General features: G+C 72.7%; 19 protein-coding genes and 1 pseudogene. 8 read left to right on the top strand and 12 right to left on the bottom strand.

Annotated elements, in window-relative coordinates; translation table 11 throughout:
* Nucleotides 1-143: 143 nt before the first annotated feature.
* Nucleotides 144-863 (bottom strand): VIT1/CCC1 transporter family protein, encoded by a 720-nt coding sequence (locus tag LWJ43_RS26120; RefSeq protein ID WP_277334641.1) that lies wholly within the window; start codon nucleotides 861-863, stop codon nucleotides 144-146.
* 153 nt (nucleotides 864-1,016) lie between these two features.
* On the opposite strand from LWJ43_RS26120, the gene LWJ43_RS26115 reads away from it, so the two are divergent.
* From LWJ43_RS26115 to LWJ43_RS26095, 5 genes are all read left to right on the top strand, one after another.
* Nucleotides 1,017-2,024: a DEDDh family exonuclease gene (locus LWJ43_RS26115; protein WP_277334640.1), complete on the top strand. Its 1,008-nt coding sequence runs from the start codon at nucleotides 1,017-1,019 to the stop codon at nucleotides 2,022-2,024.
* A 63-nt stretch (nucleotides 2,025-2,087) separates the two neighbouring features.
* Entirely contained in the window at nucleotides 2,088-2,321 is a 234-nt protein-coding gene (locus LWJ43_RS26110; RefSeq protein WP_073747930.1) for a hypothetical protein, read from the top strand.
* Between the two features lie 69 nt (nucleotides 2,322-2,390).
* On the top strand, nucleotides 2,391-3,185 hold the full coding sequence (locus tag LWJ43_RS26105; RefSeq protein ID WP_277334639.1) for an SURF1 family cytochrome oxidase biogenesis protein: 795 nt from the start codon (nucleotides 2,391-2,393) through the stop codon (nucleotides 3,183-3,185).
* Between the two features lie 72 nt (nucleotides 3,186-3,257).
* Nucleotides 3,258-5,051 (top strand): glycoside hydrolase family 15 protein, encoded by a 1,794-nt coding sequence (locus tag LWJ43_RS26100; protein WP_277334638.1) that lies wholly within the window; start codon nucleotides 3,258-3,260, stop codon nucleotides 5,049-5,051.
* A gap of 4 nt (nucleotides 5,052-5,055) precedes the next feature.
* The gene (locus LWJ43_RS26095) at nucleotides 5,056-5,811 is read left to right on the top strand and encodes an SDR family oxidoreductase (RefSeq protein WP_277334637.1); all 756 of its coding nucleotides are present in this window, start codon (nucleotides 5,056-5,058) and stop codon (nucleotides 5,809-5,811) included.
* A 24-nt stretch (nucleotides 5,812-5,835) separates the two neighbouring features.
* Here LWJ43_RS26095 and amaP read toward each other — a convergent pair whose 3' ends face one another.
* The 5 genes from amaP to LWJ43_RS26070 are packed head-to-tail and all read right to left on the bottom strand — an operon-like array spanning nucleotide 5,836 to nucleotide 8,166.
* Entirely contained in the window at nucleotides 5,836-6,414 is a 579-nt protein-coding gene (amaP, locus tag LWJ43_RS26090) for an alkaline shock response membrane anchor protein AmaP (RefSeq protein WP_277334636.1), read from the bottom strand.
* Between the two features lie 4 nt (nucleotides 6,415-6,418).
* Nucleotides 6,419-7,102, bottom strand: a complete 684-nt coding sequence (locus tag LWJ43_RS26085; RefSeq protein WP_277334635.1) for a DUF6286 domain-containing protein — start codon at nucleotides 7,100-7,102, stop codon at nucleotides 6,419-6,421.
* Nucleotides 7,099-7,452, bottom strand: coding sequence for an Asp23/Gls24 family envelope stress response protein (locus LWJ43_RS26080; protein ID WP_277334634.1), 354 nt, complete (start codon nucleotides 7,450-7,452; stop codon nucleotides 7,099-7,101). The genes LWJ43_RS26085 and LWJ43_RS26080 overlap by 4 nt, the downstream gene beginning before the upstream one ends.
* Nucleotides 7,449-7,640, bottom strand: coding sequence for a hypothetical protein (locus LWJ43_RS26075; RefSeq protein ID WP_031099868.1), 192 nt, complete (start codon nucleotides 7,638-7,640; stop codon nucleotides 7,449-7,451). The genes LWJ43_RS26080 and LWJ43_RS26075 overlap by 4 nt, the downstream gene beginning before the upstream one ends.
* Nucleotides 7,641-7,674: 34 nt before the next feature.
* On the bottom strand, nucleotides 7,675-8,166 hold the full coding sequence (locus LWJ43_RS26070) for an Asp23/Gls24 family envelope stress response protein (protein WP_277334633.1): 492 nt from the start codon (nucleotides 8,164-8,166) through the stop codon (nucleotides 7,675-7,677).
* 93 nt (nucleotides 8,167-8,259) lie between these two features.
* Between LWJ43_RS26070 and LWJ43_RS26065 the strand changes: the two genes are divergently transcribed.
* Nucleotides 8,260-8,955 (top strand): hypothetical protein, encoded by a 696-nt coding sequence (locus LWJ43_RS26065; protein ID WP_277334632.1) that lies wholly within the window; start codon nucleotides 8,260-8,262, stop codon nucleotides 8,953-8,955.
* A 54-nt stretch (nucleotides 8,956-9,009) separates the two neighbouring features.
* Here the strand turns inward: LWJ43_RS26065 and LWJ43_RS26060 are convergent, their stop codons facing one another.
* From LWJ43_RS26060 to LWJ43_RS26050, 3 genes are all read right to left on the bottom strand, one after another.
* Entirely contained in the window at nucleotides 9,010-9,801 is a 792-nt protein-coding gene (locus tag LWJ43_RS26060; protein WP_277334631.1) for an enoyl-CoA hydratase/isomerase family protein, read from the bottom strand.
* A 130-nt stretch (nucleotides 9,802-9,931) separates the two neighbouring features.
* Nucleotides 9,932-10,153: a helix-turn-helix domain-containing protein gene (locus LWJ43_RS26055; RefSeq protein WP_006123601.1), complete on the bottom strand. Its 222-nt coding sequence runs from the start codon at nucleotides 10,151-10,153 to the stop codon at nucleotides 9,932-9,934.
* 356 nt (nucleotides 10,154-10,509) lie between these two features.
* The gene (locus tag LWJ43_RS26050) at nucleotides 10,510-12,108 is read right to left on the bottom strand and encodes an ABC-F family ATP-binding cassette domain-containing protein (protein ID WP_277334630.1); all 1,599 of its coding nucleotides are present in this window, start codon (nucleotides 12,106-12,108) and stop codon (nucleotides 10,510-10,512) included.
* 122 nt (nucleotides 12,109-12,230) lie between these two features.
* On the opposite strand from LWJ43_RS26050, the pseudogene LWJ43_RS26045 reads away from it, so the two are divergent.
* Together LWJ43_RS26045 and LWJ43_RS26040 are read left to right on the top strand one after the other, a co-directional pair.
* Nucleotides 12,231-12,707, top strand: a pseudogene (locus LWJ43_RS26045) (neutral zinc metallopeptidase).
* 82 nt (nucleotides 12,708-12,789) lie between these two features.
* Nucleotides 12,790-13,200, top strand: coding sequence for a VOC family protein (locus tag LWJ43_RS26040; RefSeq protein WP_277334629.1), 411 nt, complete (start codon nucleotides 12,790-12,792; stop codon nucleotides 13,198-13,200).
* A gap of 19 nt (nucleotides 13,201-13,219) precedes the next feature.
* Here LWJ43_RS26040 and LWJ43_RS26035 read toward each other — a convergent pair whose 3' ends face one another.
* From LWJ43_RS26035 to LWJ43_RS26025, 3 genes are all read right to left on the bottom strand, one after another.
* The gene (locus LWJ43_RS26035; RefSeq protein WP_277335994.1) at nucleotides 13,220-14,518 is read right to left on the bottom strand and encodes a hypothetical protein; all 1,299 of its coding nucleotides are present in this window, start codon (nucleotides 14,516-14,518) and stop codon (nucleotides 13,220-13,222) included.
* A gap of 185 nt (nucleotides 14,519-14,703) precedes the next feature.
* The gene (locus LWJ43_RS26030; protein WP_277334628.1) at nucleotides 14,704-15,843 is read right to left on the bottom strand and encodes an alpha/beta hydrolase family protein; all 1,140 of its coding nucleotides are present in this window, start codon (nucleotides 15,841-15,843) and stop codon (nucleotides 14,704-14,706) included.
* A 68-nt stretch (nucleotides 15,844-15,911) separates the two neighbouring features.
* The gene (locus tag LWJ43_RS26025) at nucleotides 15,912-16,571 is read right to left on the bottom strand and encodes a class II aldolase/adducin family protein (protein ID WP_277334627.1); all 660 of its coding nucleotides are present in this window, start codon (nucleotides 16,569-16,571) and stop codon (nucleotides 15,912-15,914) included.
* Between the last annotated feature and the right edge of the window lie 75 nt (nucleotides 16,572-16,646).

Raw genomic sequence — 16,646 nt, 5'->3', positions numbered from 1 at the left:
ATTTCCGGCACAGGCGTCACCCGGAGCGAGGAACACACCTGCCGGGTAAGGATGTTGCGCCGATCCGGCGTCGGCTACGGTCCTCGGCCGCGGCACCGGGCTGTTCCCGTCCGGGCGGATCGCGCGCCTGGGCCAGGCACAGCTCACGCCCCCGCCGCCCCCAGCAGCGCCCCCGCCCCGTAGGTCACCGCCATGGCCACCGCTCCCCCGGACATGTTCCGCAGCACCGCGGGCCCCGGCGCCGCCTCGCCCAGCCGGGCGCTCCACCAGCCGGTCAGCGCCAGGGCCGCGAGCACCGAGACCACGGTGACGGGGAGCCGTGCCGGAGTGGGCGGCAGCACGATCGCCAGCAGGGGCAGCAGTGCGCCCACCGTGAAGGCCAGGAAGCTCGCCCCCGCGGCGTGCCACGGGTTGGTCAGCGCGTCCGGGTCGATACCCAGCTCGACCTCGGCGTGGGCACGCAGCGCGTCGCGCCGGGTGAGCTGGACGGCGGCCTCCCGGGCCAGCTTGCTGCTCAGCCCCTTCTCCTCCAGGAGTCCGGTGAGTTCCGCGAGCTCGGCCTCCGGGGTCTCCTCCAGCTCCCTCCTCTCCGTCTCCAGCGCGGCCTTCTCCGAGTCGCGCTGGGTGGACACCGACACGTATTCGCCGGCCGCCATGGACATGGACCCCGCGAGCAGCCCCGCCAGGCCGGCTGTCAGCAGGGTGGAGCGGTCGCCCGTGGCCCCGGCCACACCGACGACGAGGCCGGCGGTGGAGACCACTCCGTCGTTGGCGCCGAGCACGGCGGCCCGGAGCCAGTTGAGCCGGGTGCCGAGTCCGCTTCCGTGGGGTTCGTCGTGTGTATGCGCCTGTGTGTCCGTCACTACGGGAGCGTCTCACCGGGTCCGCTCCGGGCGCACGCCCGACCCGCGTCCCGGGCTGCGTTTCCGGCGGCGCGGTCAACTGCGCGGCCTCCTGTCCGGGTTCGCGGCCGAAGGTCCCGGATAGGTCGCTGTCGGTGGCGGCCCGTATTCTCTGTGACCATGCTCGACGACCGTCAGACCGCAGCGCCGTGGCCGGCCGCGTATCCCCAGGGGTACGCGGTCGTCGACGTGGAGACCACCGGCCTCGCCCGCGACGACCGGATAATCTCCGCTGCCGTGTACCGCCTCGACGCACGAGGTGACGTCGAGGACCACTGGTACACGCTGGTGAACCCCGAGAGGGACCCCGGGCCCGTCTGGATCCACGGGCTGACCAGCGACGTCCTGGAGGGCGCGCCCCTCTTCCCGGAGGTCGCGGCCGAGTTGTCCGAGCGGCTGGCCGGACGGGTGCTCGTCGCCCACAACGCCGCGTTCGACTGGTCGATGATCGCCCGGGAGTATGCCCGGGCGGCGGCCACCGCGCCCGTCGAGCAGCGGCTGTGCACCATCGCGCTCGCCAAGGAGCTCCGGCTCCCCCTGCCCAACCACAAACTGGCGTCGCTCGCCGCGCACTTCGGCGTGGTCCAGCAGCACGCGCACCACGCCCTGGACGACGCGCGGGTGCTGGCCGAGGCCTTCCGGCCGAGCCTGCACGCGGCGGCGAAGGGCGGGGTGCGGCTGCCGCTGCTGGAGTGCCGTCCGCTGACGGAGTGGTACGACTCGCCCGTCACCCCGCGCGCCGGGTACCGGCCGTCGCAGGGGCAGGGCAGCTGGCGCCCCTCGCGCAAGCGCCCCGCGTGCCCGTATCCGAACCCCGGGCGCTACGAGTCGGACAAACCGCTCATGCAGGGCATGCGGGTGGCCTTCTCCGGAGACACCTCGGTCGACCGGGAGCTCCTGGAGGACCGCGCCGTGGAGGCCGGTCTGCACGTGGCGACCAGCGTGTCCCGGCTGACGAGTCTGCTCGTCACCAACGACCCGGACTCGGCGACGTCCAAGACGGTGAAGGCGAAGTCGTTCGGCACGCCGGTCCTGGAGGAGAGCGCGTTCACCCATCTCCTGAGGGACGTGGCACCGGCCAGGACGGTCGCCGTGCCGAAACCGTCACCGTCATCGGAGTGAACCGGCGGCGACTCGCCCCGCACCCGCTCGCCCGTCGCCGGCCGGCGTCCCACCCTGTGGCGCATGGCACGTTGCGAGGTTTGCGGAAACGACTACGGGATGTCCTTCGAGGTGCACGCGCAGGGTGCGGTGCATGTCTTCGACTGCTTCTCCTGCGCCATCCACCGCATGGCGCCCATCTGTGAGCACTGCCGGGTCCAGGTCATCGGCCAGGGTGTCGAGGTCGACGGCCACTGGTACTGCGGCGGCCACTGCGCCCGCGCCGAGGGAAGGGCGGGCATCGTGGACAAAGTGTGACGGGCAGGACCCGCCCGCACGGGGGACCCTCCGTGCCGCACCCCATGACCCCGGTTGTACGGTCATGGGGTGTACCGCTTCCTGTTGACCCGGCAGTGGGTGATTCTCACCCTGCTCGTCCTCGCCATGATCCCCACGATGGTGGAGCTGGGTTTCTGGCAGTTCCACCGGCACGAACACCGGGTCGAGCAGAACGCACTGATCACGCGGAACCTCGAGGCGGACCCGGTCCCCGTCACCCGCCTCACCTCTCCCGGACACACGGTCCCGCGCTCCGACTACTGGCGTGCCGTGACGGCCACCGGGACGTTCGACACCGAGCACGAGGTGGTCGTACGACGTCGCACCTCGCAGGACGAGCGCATCGGCGTACTGGTCCTTACCCCCCTGGACCTCAAGGGCGGGGGCACCGTCCTGGTCAACCGGGGATGGGTCCCGGCCGCCGCCGACCAGCAGTCCTTCCCGGAGGTCCCGGCGCCGCCGCGCGGCGAGGTCACGGTCACGGGCCGGCTCAAGGCGGACGAGACGACGAGCGCCAGTGGCATCAAGGACCTGCGGGGCCTGCCGGACCGCCAGGTGATGCTGATGAACAGCGCGCAGCAGGCGCATCTGCTGGGCCGTCCGGTGCTGGGCGGGTACCTCGAGCTGACCGGCCCGGAGCCCGCCGACGGCAGCCCCGAGACGATCGCCGCCCCCGACGACGGTTCCATCGGCCCTCATATGGCGTACGCCGTGCAGTGGTGGCTCTTCGCCGCGGGGGTCCCCGTCGGCTGGGTGATCCTCGTGCGCCGTGAGAAGCGCGACCTCGAAGAGGCCGCCGCGCAGGGCGAGGCGGCGGAGCAGCCGGAACCGGCGACCGCCTGAGAGCCGTCGCGCCCTTCTGTTCGCACCGGTTTCGCTGCTTAGTGGGGCCCAGGTTCGGGAAGACGCCAGAGCGTGACCCCACGTATCGAGGACTACGCCGTCATCGGCGATCTCCAGACCGCCGCCCTGGTCGGCAGGAACGGTTCTGTCGACTGGCTGTGCCTGCCCCGCTTCGACTCCGGCGCCTGTTTCGCGGCCCTGCTCGGCGACGAGGACAACGGCCACTGGCGCATCGCCCCCCAGGGCACGGACAGCACGGAGACCTGCACCCGGCGCGCCTACGTGGAGGACACCCTCGTCCTGGAGACCTTCTGGGAGACCAGGACCGGGACCGTCAAGGTCATCGACTTCATGCCGCAGCGCGACAAGGCGCCCGACGTCATGCGGATCGTCCAGGGCGTCAGCGGCAGCGTCGACATGAGCTCGGTCCTGCGGCTGCGGTTCGACTTCGGCTCCGTGGTCCCGTGGATGCGCCGCTCGCACGGCCACCGGGTGGCGGTCGCGGGCCCCGACTCCGTCTGGTTGCGCAGCGAACCGCCGGTGAAGACGTGGGGCCAGCAGTTCAGCACCTGCTCCTCCTTCACCGTCGCCGAGGGCGAGTCCGTGGCGTTCGTCCTCACCTGGCACCCCTCGCACTCCCCGCGCCCCAAGCTGATCGACCCTCACAAGTCGCTGAAGCACACCCTTACCGACTGGGCGAAGTGGTCGGCCCGGTGCACCTACCACGGCAGGCACCGGGAGGCGGTGCTCCGCTCGCTGATCACCCTGAAGGCGCTCACCTACGCCCCCACCGGGGGGATCGTGGCGGCCCTCACGACCTCGCTGCCGGAGGAGATCGGCGGCGTGCGGAACTGGGACTACCGCTACTGCTGGCTGCGGGACTCCACGCTCACCCTGGGCGCCATGATCTCGGTGGGCTATGTGCAGGAGGCGGCCGCGTGGCGTGACTGGCTGCTCCGGGCGGTGGCGGGCGACCCCGCGGACCTCCAGATCATGTACGGCCTCGCCGGCGAGCGCAGACTCCCCGAGTCGGAGCTGCCGTGGCTGAGCGGCTACGAGAACTCGCTGCCGGTCCGTACGGGCAACGCGGCGGTGCGGCAGCTGCAGCTCGACGTGTACGGCGAGGTCATCGATTCGCTCAGGGTGGCCCGGGCGGCCGGGCTCGACGACAAGCCGCACGCCTGGAACCTGCAGCTCAGCCTGCTCGGCTTCCTGGAGTCCAGCTGGCGTGAGCCGGACGAGGGCCTGTGGGAGGTGCGCGGGCAACGCCGCCACTTCGTCCACTCCAAGGTGATGGCCTGGGTCGCCGCCGACCGGGCGGTGCGCACCCTGGAGGAGAACCCGGGCCTGCCCGGGGACGCCGACCGGTGGCGGGCGATGCGGGACGCCGTGCACGCGGAGGTCTGCGAGAAGGGGTACGACCCCGTGCGCAACACCTTCACCCAGTACTACGGCTCCCGGGAGCTGGACGCCTCGACGCTGCTCATCGTGCGCACCGGTTTCCTGCCGCCCGACGACCCCCGGGTGGTCGGGACGGTCGACGCGGTGCGCGAGGAGCTCGCCCACGACGGCCTGATCCGCCGCTACAGCACCGAGGGCGGCTCGGTGGACGGCCTCCCCGGTGACGAGGGCGCGTTCCTCGCGTGCTCGTTCTGGCTCGTCGACGCGCTGCTGCGGACGGGCCGCAGGGAGGAGGCCGAGGAGCTCTTCGACCGGCTGCTGGACCTGCGCAACGACGTGGGGCTGCTGGCCGAGGAGTACGACTCGGGGGCCGGTCGTCAGCTCGGCAACTACCCGCAGGCGTTCAGCCACGTCGGCCTGGTCAACAGCGCGGTCGACCTCGCGGGTGAGGACTTGGCAGGATAGGGCCATGGATCTTGGACTGAAGGACCGTGTGTACATCGTCACCGGGGCGACCCGCGGGCTGGGCAACGCGACCGCGCGCGCCCTCGCCGCCGACGGCGCGAAGGTGATCGTCTCCGGGCGTGACGAGAAGGACGCCGCCGAGGCGGCCGCCGAACTGGGCGCCGGCGCGGTCGGGATCGGCGCGGACAACGCCGATCCGCTTGCCGCCCGGCGGCTGGTGGACACGGCGAAGGAACGCTTCGGCAGGCTCGACGGCATCCTGATCAGCGTCGGCGGGCCCGCCCCGGGCTTCCTGGCCGACAACACGGACGACCAGTGGCAGTCGGCGTTCGAGTCGGTCTTCCTCGGTGCCGTACGTCTGGCCCGTACGGCGGCCGAGGCGCTCGGCGAGGGCGGTGTCATCGGCTTCGTGCTGTCCGGGTCGGTGCACGAGCCGATCGCCGGCCTGACGATCTCCAACGGACTGCGCCCCGGTCTCGCCGGTTTCGCCAAGTCGCTGGCCGACGAGCTGGGTCCGCGCGGCATCCGGGTCGTCGGTGTCCTGCCGTCGCGGATCGACACGGACCGGGTGCGCGAGCTCGACGCCCTGTCCGGGGACGCCGAGGCGTCCCGCACGGCCAACGAGGCACGCATCCCGCTGCGCCGCTACGGCACCCCGGAGGAGTTCGGGAAGACGTCGGCCTTCCTGCTCTCGCCGGCGGCCTCCTACCTGACGGGCGTCATGGTGCCCGTCGACGGCGGTGCCCGGCACGGGTTCTGACGCTCCCGCCTCGGGGGCGACCGGTCAGCTCACCCGCTCCGCGCGGTGCTTGACCGCCTTCAGACGGACCTCGGCGGGCAGCTCGTCCAGCCCGGCCGAGGTCCGGGCGTGGGTCAGAGCCCCCTCGGAGAGGCCCCGCAGCGCGAGGCCCGGGGCCGCGTGCGGGTCCATCAGGAGGCGGATACGGGCCCGCGGGGCGGTGCGCCGCCCGGTCAGCGTCACCCTGGCGTCGGACACCCCGTCCAGGGCGCCCGCCTCGTCGCCGAGCGCGCCCTCCAGTGCCCTTCCGCGCAGCAGCGCTCCCTCCCCGTCGCCGCTGTCGACCAGCACCTCGGCGAGGCGCCCGCGGCGCAGCTGGGCGAGGAGCCACCACAGCGCGAGGACCACGAGGACGGCGAGGACCGCGATCACGGTGGGCCACCACCAGCCCTCGTCGCGCCACCTGGTCCGGTCGGCCTTGCTGAGCAACACGTCGCCCGTGCCGTCCCAGGGCCACCAGGAGGGCACGGCCAGACCGAGCCCCGTCGCGAGGACGGCGCCGCCGAGGACGACGAGGACCAGCCCCGCGAGGCCGAGCAGGACCCGGTTGACGGTCTTGATCACGAGGTCATCCCTTCTTCGCGGGCCGGCGCACGTGCACGGAGAGGCCCGGCGGGCGTGCCAAATCCAGTTCGCTGACGGCGAGGGACAGGACGGTGTCCAGATCGGCCCTGACGTCGTCGAGTTCACGGAAGTGCGAGAGCGCCCGCACGGTCGCCCTGCGACGGCTCATCCTCACCCGTACGGACTGCACACCGGCCACTTCCACGGCCCGGTCGCGCAGGACCAGGCCGGCGGCCGTCCGGTCGAGTCCGGCCCGTACGCCGGCGTGCCGGCGTCTCATGGGAAGCAGGGCGCGCAGCCCGGGAGTGAGGGCCAGCAGGAGCAGCCAGAGACCGAGGGCGGCCGCCAGCGCGGATCCCGCGAGGACCCACACGTCGTCGAGGTGACGGCTCGACAGGTCGTCGGCGACGGAGCGCCGCCACTGCATGGCGGGGTGGTCCGCGCGTACGGCCGCGATGTCGTAGAGCAGGATTCCGGCGCCGCCGAGGACGGCCAGGGCGACCAGGGCCGCTGGGACCCTGCGCCCGGACCAGAAGCGCCCCGCCCTGCCGCCCGGCGGGTCCGGCGCGGTTCCGGGTTCGTAGCTCGAGCCCGAGGCGGACTGCATCTCGAGCACGCCGCCCGGTGACGCCGCCTCGACGGTGGGCAGGCGCCGCGTGCTGTTCTCCGGGTCCTGGGGCTCGGTCATCGGATGCTCCCCTCCGGTGCGGTGCCCGCTCCCGACGGGTGCAGCCGTTCGACCTGGACCGCCACCTCGGGCACCTCCATCCCCGCCAGTGCTCTCACCCGCTCGGCCACCCGGCGACGAACCGCGCCGCACTGACGGCCGATGTCGCAGGGGTAGGCGAGGTCGAGGCTGACCCGCACCCGGGCCGTGTCGTGGTGCACGGTGACGGTGGCGCGCGGTGGGGCGGCGTCCTGGGGCCGCTCGTCGACGGCCTCCTTGGCCGCCTGCGCGGCGATCTTCGCGACGACGCGGTCGGCGATCCGGGTCTGCCCGCGCTCCGCGGCGCCGACCCGGCCGGTTCCCCCCGTCACCGTCGTCGGTCGCCGCGCTCGCGACTCCGGAAGAAGTCGCCGGGTTCCAGGTCACCGTCCAGGAAGCGGCCGGCGACGAAGCCGACCGCGCCCAGCGCGGCCACCAGCAGAAAGGCCCCGAAGCCGCCGAAGTATCCGGCGAAGCCGAGCGCCATGCCGGCCACCAGGCCGACCACAGCCATGCTCATCGTGTGCTCTCCTCAACTGCCGTGCGTGGGAGGTCTACTGGACGCGTGATTCGGACTCGTCCTCGTCGTCGTCCTCGTCGGGCAGTTTGACGTCGCTCACGGCGATGTTGACCTCGACGACCTCCAGGCCGGTCATCCGCTCGACCGCCGCGATGACGTTCTCACGGACGTCGCGGGCCACCTCGCTGATCGCCACGCCGTAGTCGACGACGATCTCCAGATCGAGCGCGGTCTGTGACTCGCCGACCTCCGCCTTGACGCCGCGGGTCACCGACTTGCCACCGGGGACACGGTCGCGCACCGCCCCGAAGGTCCGGGAGAGACCGCTGCCCATCGCGTGGACCCCGACCACGTCACGTGCCGCCATTCCGGCGATCTTCTCGACCACACCGTCGGCGATGGTGGTGCGTCCGCGGGTGGCGGGGGCTCCCCCGCCGCGCTTGGTGAGCTGGTTCTGCCTGCCGTCGTCACCACGGGACGGGGCGCCGGGGCTGTCGGGCCTGTTCTGCTGCGGGCTCTCGGTCATCGCCGCTCTTCCCTTCGGGGCGGGTTGGACTTCCGTGGCCCACGGTAAGTGCGCTTCCCCGGTCCCGCGCCGTGGATGGGGCAGGGTGGAGCAATGACAATGGCTGACAGCCCGCACCGGGCCGACGGATGGACCGCTGCCGTACGCCAACGGCTCGGCCTGGGCAGGTTGCTCCCTTTGGGCGGCCCGTCCGACTGTTCATGGATCGCCGAACGGGCGGCTGCGGCCGTGCTGCGGGACGCGGCGACCGGATCGGGGGCCGTGCTGGGAACGCTGCGGATCGCCCTGGCCGCGCCGGACCACGCCCCGGAGCCGGTGGCGCCCGGGCCTCCGAGCGCGCTGCCGCCCGGCCCGCTGCGGATCGAGGCCGGTTTCTCCACGACGGCACGGCGGCCACTGCCGGCGACCGCCGAGGCGCTGCGCGCGGCTCTGCTGACGGCGGCGGCCCAGCGGCTCGGTCTGGTGGTCGACGAGGTGGACCTGCGGGTGACGGAGCTGCTGGAGGAGGAACCCCCGCCGGCTGCGGAGCGGCCCGCCGACGTCCGGGCCGCGGAACCCGAGGGGGTGGCCGGGGCCGCGGCGGCCGGTGTCCCGGGCGTCGTCTCGCTGACCCGGGTGCTGGGCAGCGCCGTTCAGCAGTCGGAGGGGCATGTCCGGGTGGAGCTCGCGGCGGCGGAGGGACACCGGGCGCTCGACGTCGCGCGGGCGGTGCGCGGGGCGGTGGCCGACGCCGTGGAGGGCCCTCCCACGGTCGCGGTGCTGGTCACGGCCGTCGTGGACGGGGACTGACGGCGCCCCTCACCGGGTGGCGAGGGGCGGTGCGGCGCAGGAGGTCCTGGCCGGTCAGTCGGCGAGACCGGCGAGGTCGCGCAGCCGGCGGCCCTGTGCGGCGCGCTCGGCGGTGCGCTGCTCCTCGTACGTACGCGAAAGGGCGCCGCTCAGCAGCGCCTTGGTCTCGACGACCGCGTCGCGCGGGGCGGCGAGCAGGGCCGCGGCCAGGTCGCTCCCCGCCGCGTCGAGCTGGTCGGCGGGGACCACGAGGTTGGCGAGACCGGTGCGCTCGGCCTCCTCCGCGTGCACGAAGCGCCCGGTGGCGCAGATCTCGAGCGCGCGGGCGTACCCCACGAGGTTCACCAGAGGGTGCGTGCCCGTGAGGTCGGGAACCAGGCCGAGACCGGTCTCGCGCATGGCGAACTGCACATCCTCGGCGACGATCCGCAGGTCGCAGGCGAGGGCGAGCTGGAAGCCGGCACCGATGGCGTGCCCCTGGACCGCCGCGATCGACACGATGTCGTTGCGGCGCCACCAGGTGAACGCCTCCTGGTACTCGGCGATGGTCGCGTCGAGGTCGGCCTCGGACCCGCGTGCCATGTCGATGAAGGACGGCTCACCGTCGAATCCCTCGGGTGCGAATGCCTGCCGGTCGAGTCCTGCGGAGAAGGACTTGCCCTCGCCACGCAGCACGACGACCCGCACGCTGCCGGGGAGCGCCCGTCCGGCCTCTGTCAACGCCCGCCACAGAGCGGGAGACTGAGCGTTGCGCTTGGCCGGGTTGGTGAGCGTCACCGTGGCAACCGCGTCATCGACGGTGAGCCGTACGCCGTCCTTGTCGAGCACAGAGTCGAGCGAGGTCATGGAGCGCCTCCGGAGCCGGGTGCAGTCAGCACGTACTGGACGATTACTGAACAGTAACCACCCGGGCGACCTGACGGTCGGCCGGGTGGCCACCCGGTGTTCCGGCGAGGCCCGTGACCGCTGCCCGCCGTCAGGCCGAAGCGGCCTTCTTGCCTCGAGTCGCTCCGCCGCGTCCCCGCAGCGTGACTCCGGACTCGCTGAGCATCCGGTGGACGAACCCGTAGGAGCGGCCGGTTTCCTCGGCCAGCGCCCGGATGCTCGCACCGGAGTCGTACTTCTTCTTCAGGTCTGCCGCGAGCTTGTCGCGCGCGGCGCCGGTCACCCGGCTGCCCTTCTTCAGAGTCTCGGCCACCCGTGCCTCCTCAAGGAAGTGCGCTCTGGACTCTCATGATCACCCCTCCCGCGCTTCCTGGCCACCCATTCGGCAAGGTACATAGGTCGGGATTCCGCGCCCCGAAGCGGTCCGACACAAGCGGAATTCAGCATTCACACACGTCTGGACGCCATTCGGAAGCGGCTGCGGGGAAAACGGGCAGGTCAGGGCCGTACGGGGCGAGGTGGCCTGAAATGAGTGCGCCCGGCAGCTATCTGCCGGGCGCCGCGCCGGGGTACGAGACCCGCTCATCCAGATGATGGATCACCGATGGGCCGAATGATCCAGACGCGTTGGATCACCAGGGACCGCACCGGACCCGGCAGCCTCGCGGGTCAGGCCAGGGCGACCAGGTCGCGGTAGTCCGCACCCCAGAGGTCCTCGACCCCGTCGGGCAGCAGGATGATCCGCTCCGGCTGGAGGGCCTCGACGGCGCCCTCGTCGTGGGTGACGAGGACGACGGCGCCCTTGTAGGTGCGCAGGGCCCCGAGGATCTCCTCGCGGCTGGCGGGGTCGAGGTTGTTCGTGGGCTCGTCCAGCAGCAGCACGTTGGCGGACGAGACGACCAGCGTCGCCAGGGCGAGCCGGGTCTTCTCACCGCCGGAGAGGACTCCGGCCGGCTTGTCCACGTCGTCACCGGAGAAGAGGAACGAACCGAGCGTCTTGCGGACCGCGACGAGGTCGAGGTCGGGCGCCGCGGAGCGCATGTTCTCCAGGACGGTGCGCTCGGGGTCGAGGGTCTCGTGCTCCTGCGCGTAGTAGCCGAGCTTGAGGCCGTGCCCCTCGATGATCTCGCCGGTGTCGGGCTTCTCGGCGCCGCCGAGGAGACGGAGCAGGGTGGTCTTGCCCGCACCGTTGAGGCCGAGGATGACGACCCGGGAGCCCTTGTCGATGGCGAGGTCCACATCCGTGAAGATCTCGAGCGAGCCGTAGGACTTGGACAGGCCCTCCGCCATCAGCGGGGTCTTGCCGCAGGGGGAGGGGTCCGGGAAGCGCAGCTTGGCGACCTTGTCCGAGACCCGTACGGCCTCCAGGCCGGAGAGCAGGCGGTCGGCGCGCTTGGCCATGTTCTGGGCGGCGACGGTCTTGGTCGCCTTCGCCCGCATCTTGTCGGCCTGGGCGTTGAGGGTCGCGGCCTTCTTCTCGGCGTTCTGGCGCTCGCGCTTGCGGCGCTTCTCGTCGGCCTCGCGCTGCTGCTGGTAGAGCTTCCAGCCCATGTTGTAGATGTCGATCTGCGCGCGGTTGGCGTCGAGGTAGAACACCTTGTTGACCACCGTCTCGACGAGCTCGACATCGTGGGAGATCACGATGAAGCCGCCCCGGTAGGACTTGAGGTAGTCGCGCAGCCAGACGATCGAGTCCGCGTCCAGGTGGTTGGTGGGCTCGTCGAGGAGCAGGGTGTCGGCGTCCGAGAACAGGATCCGGGCGAGCTCGACACGACGGCGCTGACCACCGGAGAGGGTGTGCAGGGGCTGGCCCAGCACCCGGTCGGGCAGGCTGAGCGCGGCGGCGATGGTGGCGGCCTCGGCCTCGGCGGCGTATCCGCCCTTGGTGAGGAACTCCGTCTCCAGGCGCTCGTACCTCTTCATCGCCTTCTCACGGGTGGCGCCCTTGCCGTTCGACATCCGCTCCTCGTTCTCCCGCATCTTGCGCAGGATCTCGTCGAGCCCGCGGGCCGAGAGGATGCGGTCACGCGCCAGGACCTCGAGGTCTCCGGTGCGCGGGTCCTGCGGGAGGTAGCCGACCTCGCCGCTGCGGGCGATGGTGCCGCCGGCCGGCGTCCCCTCACCCGCCAGGCACTTGGTGAGGGTGGTCTTGCCCGCGCCGTTGCGGCCGACCAGCCCGATGCGATCACCCTTGGCGATGCGGAAGGAGGCGGACTCGATGAGGATGCGGGCGCCGGCGCGCAGCTCGATGCCGGAAGCGGTGATCACGGAAAAACTCCAGGGCGGTATGGACGGCGGAGGGACAGCGGACTCACGACTCGACGCCGTCTAATGCACAAGGAGAATTGCCATGGACTCAGTCTACTGGCGGTGTCCACCTGCTTTTCCGCGTGCTCCCCGGTGACCGGCACGTCCATCTGGACCTGGGGTTCTTCGACGAGCTGCGGACGACGTACGGATCCAGCGGCGGCCCGTTCGCCGAGGCGTACGTGGTGGTGCACGAGTACGGCCATCGGGTGCAGAACCAGCTGGGCACCCTGCTGCCGGGCGCAGGACGGCCGGCAGGGCGCTGACAGCGCTTCCGTGAAGGTCGAACCGCAGGCGGACCGCTTCGCCGGGTCTGGGCGAACCACGCTACGACCACTCCGGGCGAGTCCGGCCGGACCTTGATCACGGAGCTGACCGAGGCGGACATCCAGGACGGGCTCGACGCGGCGTCGGCGATCGCGGACGACCGGATTCAGGAGAAGTTCCAGGGCAGCGTGGATCCGGGGCCCTGGACGCACGGGTCGTCCGCCCAGCGCAGGCGGTGGTTCACGACGGGATTCCGCACCGGGGACCCGAGCCGGTGCGACACCTTCGGCTGAGATCACCGATGGCCGGCCGATGATGGAAACTGAGACGCGGATCACATCGAAGTGGTGCGGGTGAACAGGAGAGGTGAGTCCGATGGCAGGCACGGGCGGCGTTCCCACGATCTTCCCGACGATTCTGTACGACGACGCGAAGGCAGCGGTCAGGATGCTGACCCAGGCCCTGGGGTTCACCGAGGAAGCGGTGTACGAGGGTGAGGACGGCAGCGTGCTGCACGCCGAGCTGTCCTGCGGCAACGGCAGGGTGATGCTCGGCTCGAAGGGACGCGGGGGTGTCTTCGCCGAGGCGATGGCCGGTGGTGGACCCACCGGGGTGTACGTGGTGGTGGACGAGGTGGACGCCCACCACGCGCGGGCCGTGGAACACGGCGTGGAGATCCTGATGCCGCCCACCGACCAGGACTACGGCTCCCGCGACTACATGGCGCGGGACGCCGAGGGCAACGTCTGGAGCTTCGGTACGTACGCCCCGGGGTCCTCGGGCTGAACGCCCCGGGGCTGCGCGGTCACACCCCGCCGGTGTGCACCTGGAAGGCGGCGCGGCGTACGGCTTTGGCGAGGGCCGGGTCCGGATGGGCGGCGGCCAGGGCGACCAGCACCTGGACGGTCCGCGGGTGTCCGACGGCTCTCACCTCGTCCAGGAGCGCGGGGACCGTGCCCTGGACGGCGGAGTCGAGATGGCGGACCAGCAGCCCGGTCTCCCCGTGGTCGGCCACGGCCGCGGCGGTGTCGACCCAGAGCCAGGTGGCCTCCTCGCGGCTGAGGACGTCCTGGGCGTCGTCCGGGTCGGTGCCCTCGTACTCGGCGAGCCACAGCAGCGCGTAGGGCCGCAGCGGTGCCTCGGTGACGACGGAGCGGACGACGGGCTCGGCGGGGGCGCCGACGACGCGCAACGCCTCGAAGGCCAGACCGCGCAGCAGGGCGTCCTCGCCGCGGGCGACGGCCAGCAGTTCGGCCACGGCGCTGCCGACGGGCCGGGCCGCGAGCCAGGCCCGGTATTCGGCGCGGGCCGGGCCCGGGGTGAGCCGTGCGCAGCCGAGCAGCATGTCGGCGGCCGACTGCTCGATGTTCCCCGCCGGGCTCTGGGCCGCGACGCAGATCTGCTCCAGCTTGACCCAGACCGCCCAGTTGCCCAGCGGGGTGAGGGTGGCGTGCCCGGCGCCCAGCGTGAGCGCGCCGACGGAGGCGAGCCCCTCCAGCGCCCAGTCCAGCAGCAGTGCGTTCAGATCGGCCGGTCCCCCGCCGGTGGGCGCGGGCTGCGCCTGCGGCCCGTACGGCACCTCGCACCGCTCCTCGTGGAGTTCCGCGACGCGCTGGCCCAGCAGGTCGAGGAGGGCGGGCACGGTGACGGGGCCCGCCGACAGCTGAAGGAGGGACAGCACCTGGGGCACCGCCTCGACGGCCTCCGCCACCGCGGTGGCCTCGATGCCCTCGGGTGAGACGTGGACGAGCGACCACGCGTCGAAGAGCGCCACCCAGCCGCGGAGCACGGCGGAGTCGTCACGGTCCCAGGCGCGCAGCCGCCAGCCGGGGCGGGCGGTGTCGCCGTGCAGCTCGATGAGTCCGGCCAGCCTGGCCCGGTCCCATCCGGCGCGCACCTGGGACGGGGAGAGTCCGAGGGCGGCGGCGGCCCGTTCCAGGGCCTGGGCGGCGAGCGGGGCGGAGCCCGTGGTCGAACCGTCCGCGGCCCAGTGGGCGATCCGCACGGCGTCGGCCAGTACGGCCCTGGCCTGGCGTGCCAGTTCGGCCGGGGGCGGTGTGCCCTCGGGTGGGCGGGGGGCCGGCCTGGTGCGCCGGGTCGTCACGGCCTTGCGGGCGGTTGCCTGGGGTCGTGGGCGGACAAGTCGCAGCCTGGAGTCGCGCGGGGTACGGGACGTCACGAGGAGCAGTCTTGCCTCTGACGGGCCGAAAGCCCAAACGGAAGCCGTGTCACCGGGGTTCGCGGGGGCTCCTGGCCGGGTCGTCGACCGGGTGGTTCCGGCCCATCGGCTCACATCAGGGGCGTGAGGAAGCGCCGGAGCACCTCTTCGTAACCGGCGGGGTCGGCGTTCCACATCGCCGCATGCGGAGCCTGCGGTACGGCGTGCAGGGTCACGAGGTCGGGCCGGCGGGTGGCGAGTTCCCGGGACTCCCGCCAGGGGGCGAGGGTGTCGTCGGGGCCGTGGAGGACGAGCGTGGGGACGTGCAGGGCCGTCGGCACCGAGGTTTCCAGCAGCCGGGCGCCGTGCACTCCCGTCTGGCCCTGGGCCGCACGGACCGCGAGGGGCAGCAGCGCGGAGGGGACGCCCCGGGCCGAGGCGAGCGCCCGGAGGGTCGTCCTCCAGTCCAGGACCGGGGAGTCGAGGACGAGACCGCTGATGCGGTCGCGGAGGGCCGAGTTGACGGCCGCGTGCAGGGCCATCGAGGCGCCGGACGACCAGCCGTGCAGGATGACGCTCTCGGCCCCGTAGCGCACGGCGTAGCGGACGGCCGCGTCGAGGTCGCGCCATTCGGACTCGCCGAGGTGGGCGAGTCCGTCCGGGGAGCGTGGGGCGCCCGGGTCACCGCGGTAGGCGAGGTCGAGCACGGGGAACTGCTGGTCGTGGAGGAATCCCGTGACGTTCAGGGGGTGGTTCCTGGTGGTGCCGAGGCCGTGCACGGTGATCACCCAGGTGTCGCGGGCGCCGGGCACGAACCAGGCGGGCAGGGCACCGAGTTCACCGGGGACCTCGACCTCCTTGTACGCGAGCCCGAGGGCGGCGAGCGGGTCGCCGCGGTGGAGCTCGGGGGTGAGGCGGACCCTGGTGCCCGGTTTCAGGCTTCCGAGGGTGACGCGCTCCAGCCGGCGCACGACGGTGTCGGCGGAGACCGCGGGGCCGTCGGGCGGCTGTTCGGCCACCGGGCCGACGACCGCGTGCACATCGCGGCCGGTCAGTCCGTACGTGCCGGGCCGCAGGGCCGAGAAGGAGCGGGTCAGGGTGACCTGCCCGGCCGCGGTGGCGTGCACGGTGAGACGGCGGTCGGCCGGGAAGGGACGTGGCGACGGCGCCCCGAGGGCGGCGTCGCTGGCGTAGCGTCCGGCGGCGACCGCTGCCGCGCCGACGCCGAGGACCGATGTGGCGGCCACTGCCGCCGCTGTTGCCGGGCGCACGGCTCCAGTCTCCCGGGCGGCGGCGCCGACGGCCAGTGGGCCTCGGCCGTACGGTGCGGGGGCCCCGCTCAGCCGGGCTGGCCGTACCCCTCCAGGGCGTCCTGCACGTCGCGCAGCTGGGCCGGGGTGAGGAGACTCGGGCGGTGGCCGGGCACGGAGCTCGCGGTGAGCCAGAGCCTGCACATCCACTCGAGCTGGGCGGTGCGGTCGTAGGCCTCGTCGAGGGTGCTCCCGTAGGTGACCGTGCCGTGGTTCCGCAGCAGGCAGCCGGTGCGGCCGCGCAGGGCGGTCAGCATGTTGCCGGCGAGCTCCCGCGTTCCGTAGCGCGCGTACGGAGCGGTGCGGACGGGGCCGCCGAGGACGGCGGCGGCGTAGTGGACGAGCGGCACCTCGGGGACGAGGGTGGAGACGGCCGTGGCGTGCACGGCGTGGGTGTGGACGACGGCCGCGGCGTCGGTGTGGCGGTAGACGGCCAGGTGCAGCGGGAGCTCGCTGGTGGGGACCATGTCGCCCAGGACCTGCCGTCCTTCGAGGTCGACGCCGACCGCGTCCCCGGGCCCGAGCCGGTCGTAGGACACCCCGCTGGGGGTGACCAGGACGACGTCACCCACCCGGGCCGACACGTTGCCCGAGGTCCCGACGACCAGACCCTCCGCCGCGGTCCGCCGGGCCGTCGCGACGACACCGTCCCACGCCTGCCCGATCGCGCCCTTGTCCACGTCACTCATGCGGGGATCCTAAGGCGACGTGACCGATGTCTCGCCAACGGGGCAAATCGGTCGCAGCACGGACGTTCCCGCCGG

Origin of the sequence: Streptomyces sp. JH34 (assembly GCF_029428875.1) — a bacterium.
GTDB lineage: Bacteria > Actinomycetota > Actinomycetes > Streptomycetales > Streptomycetaceae > Streptomyces.
Note: the sequence above shows the minus strand (reverse complement) of the source record. Positions and strands in the feature narration are given on the sequence as shown.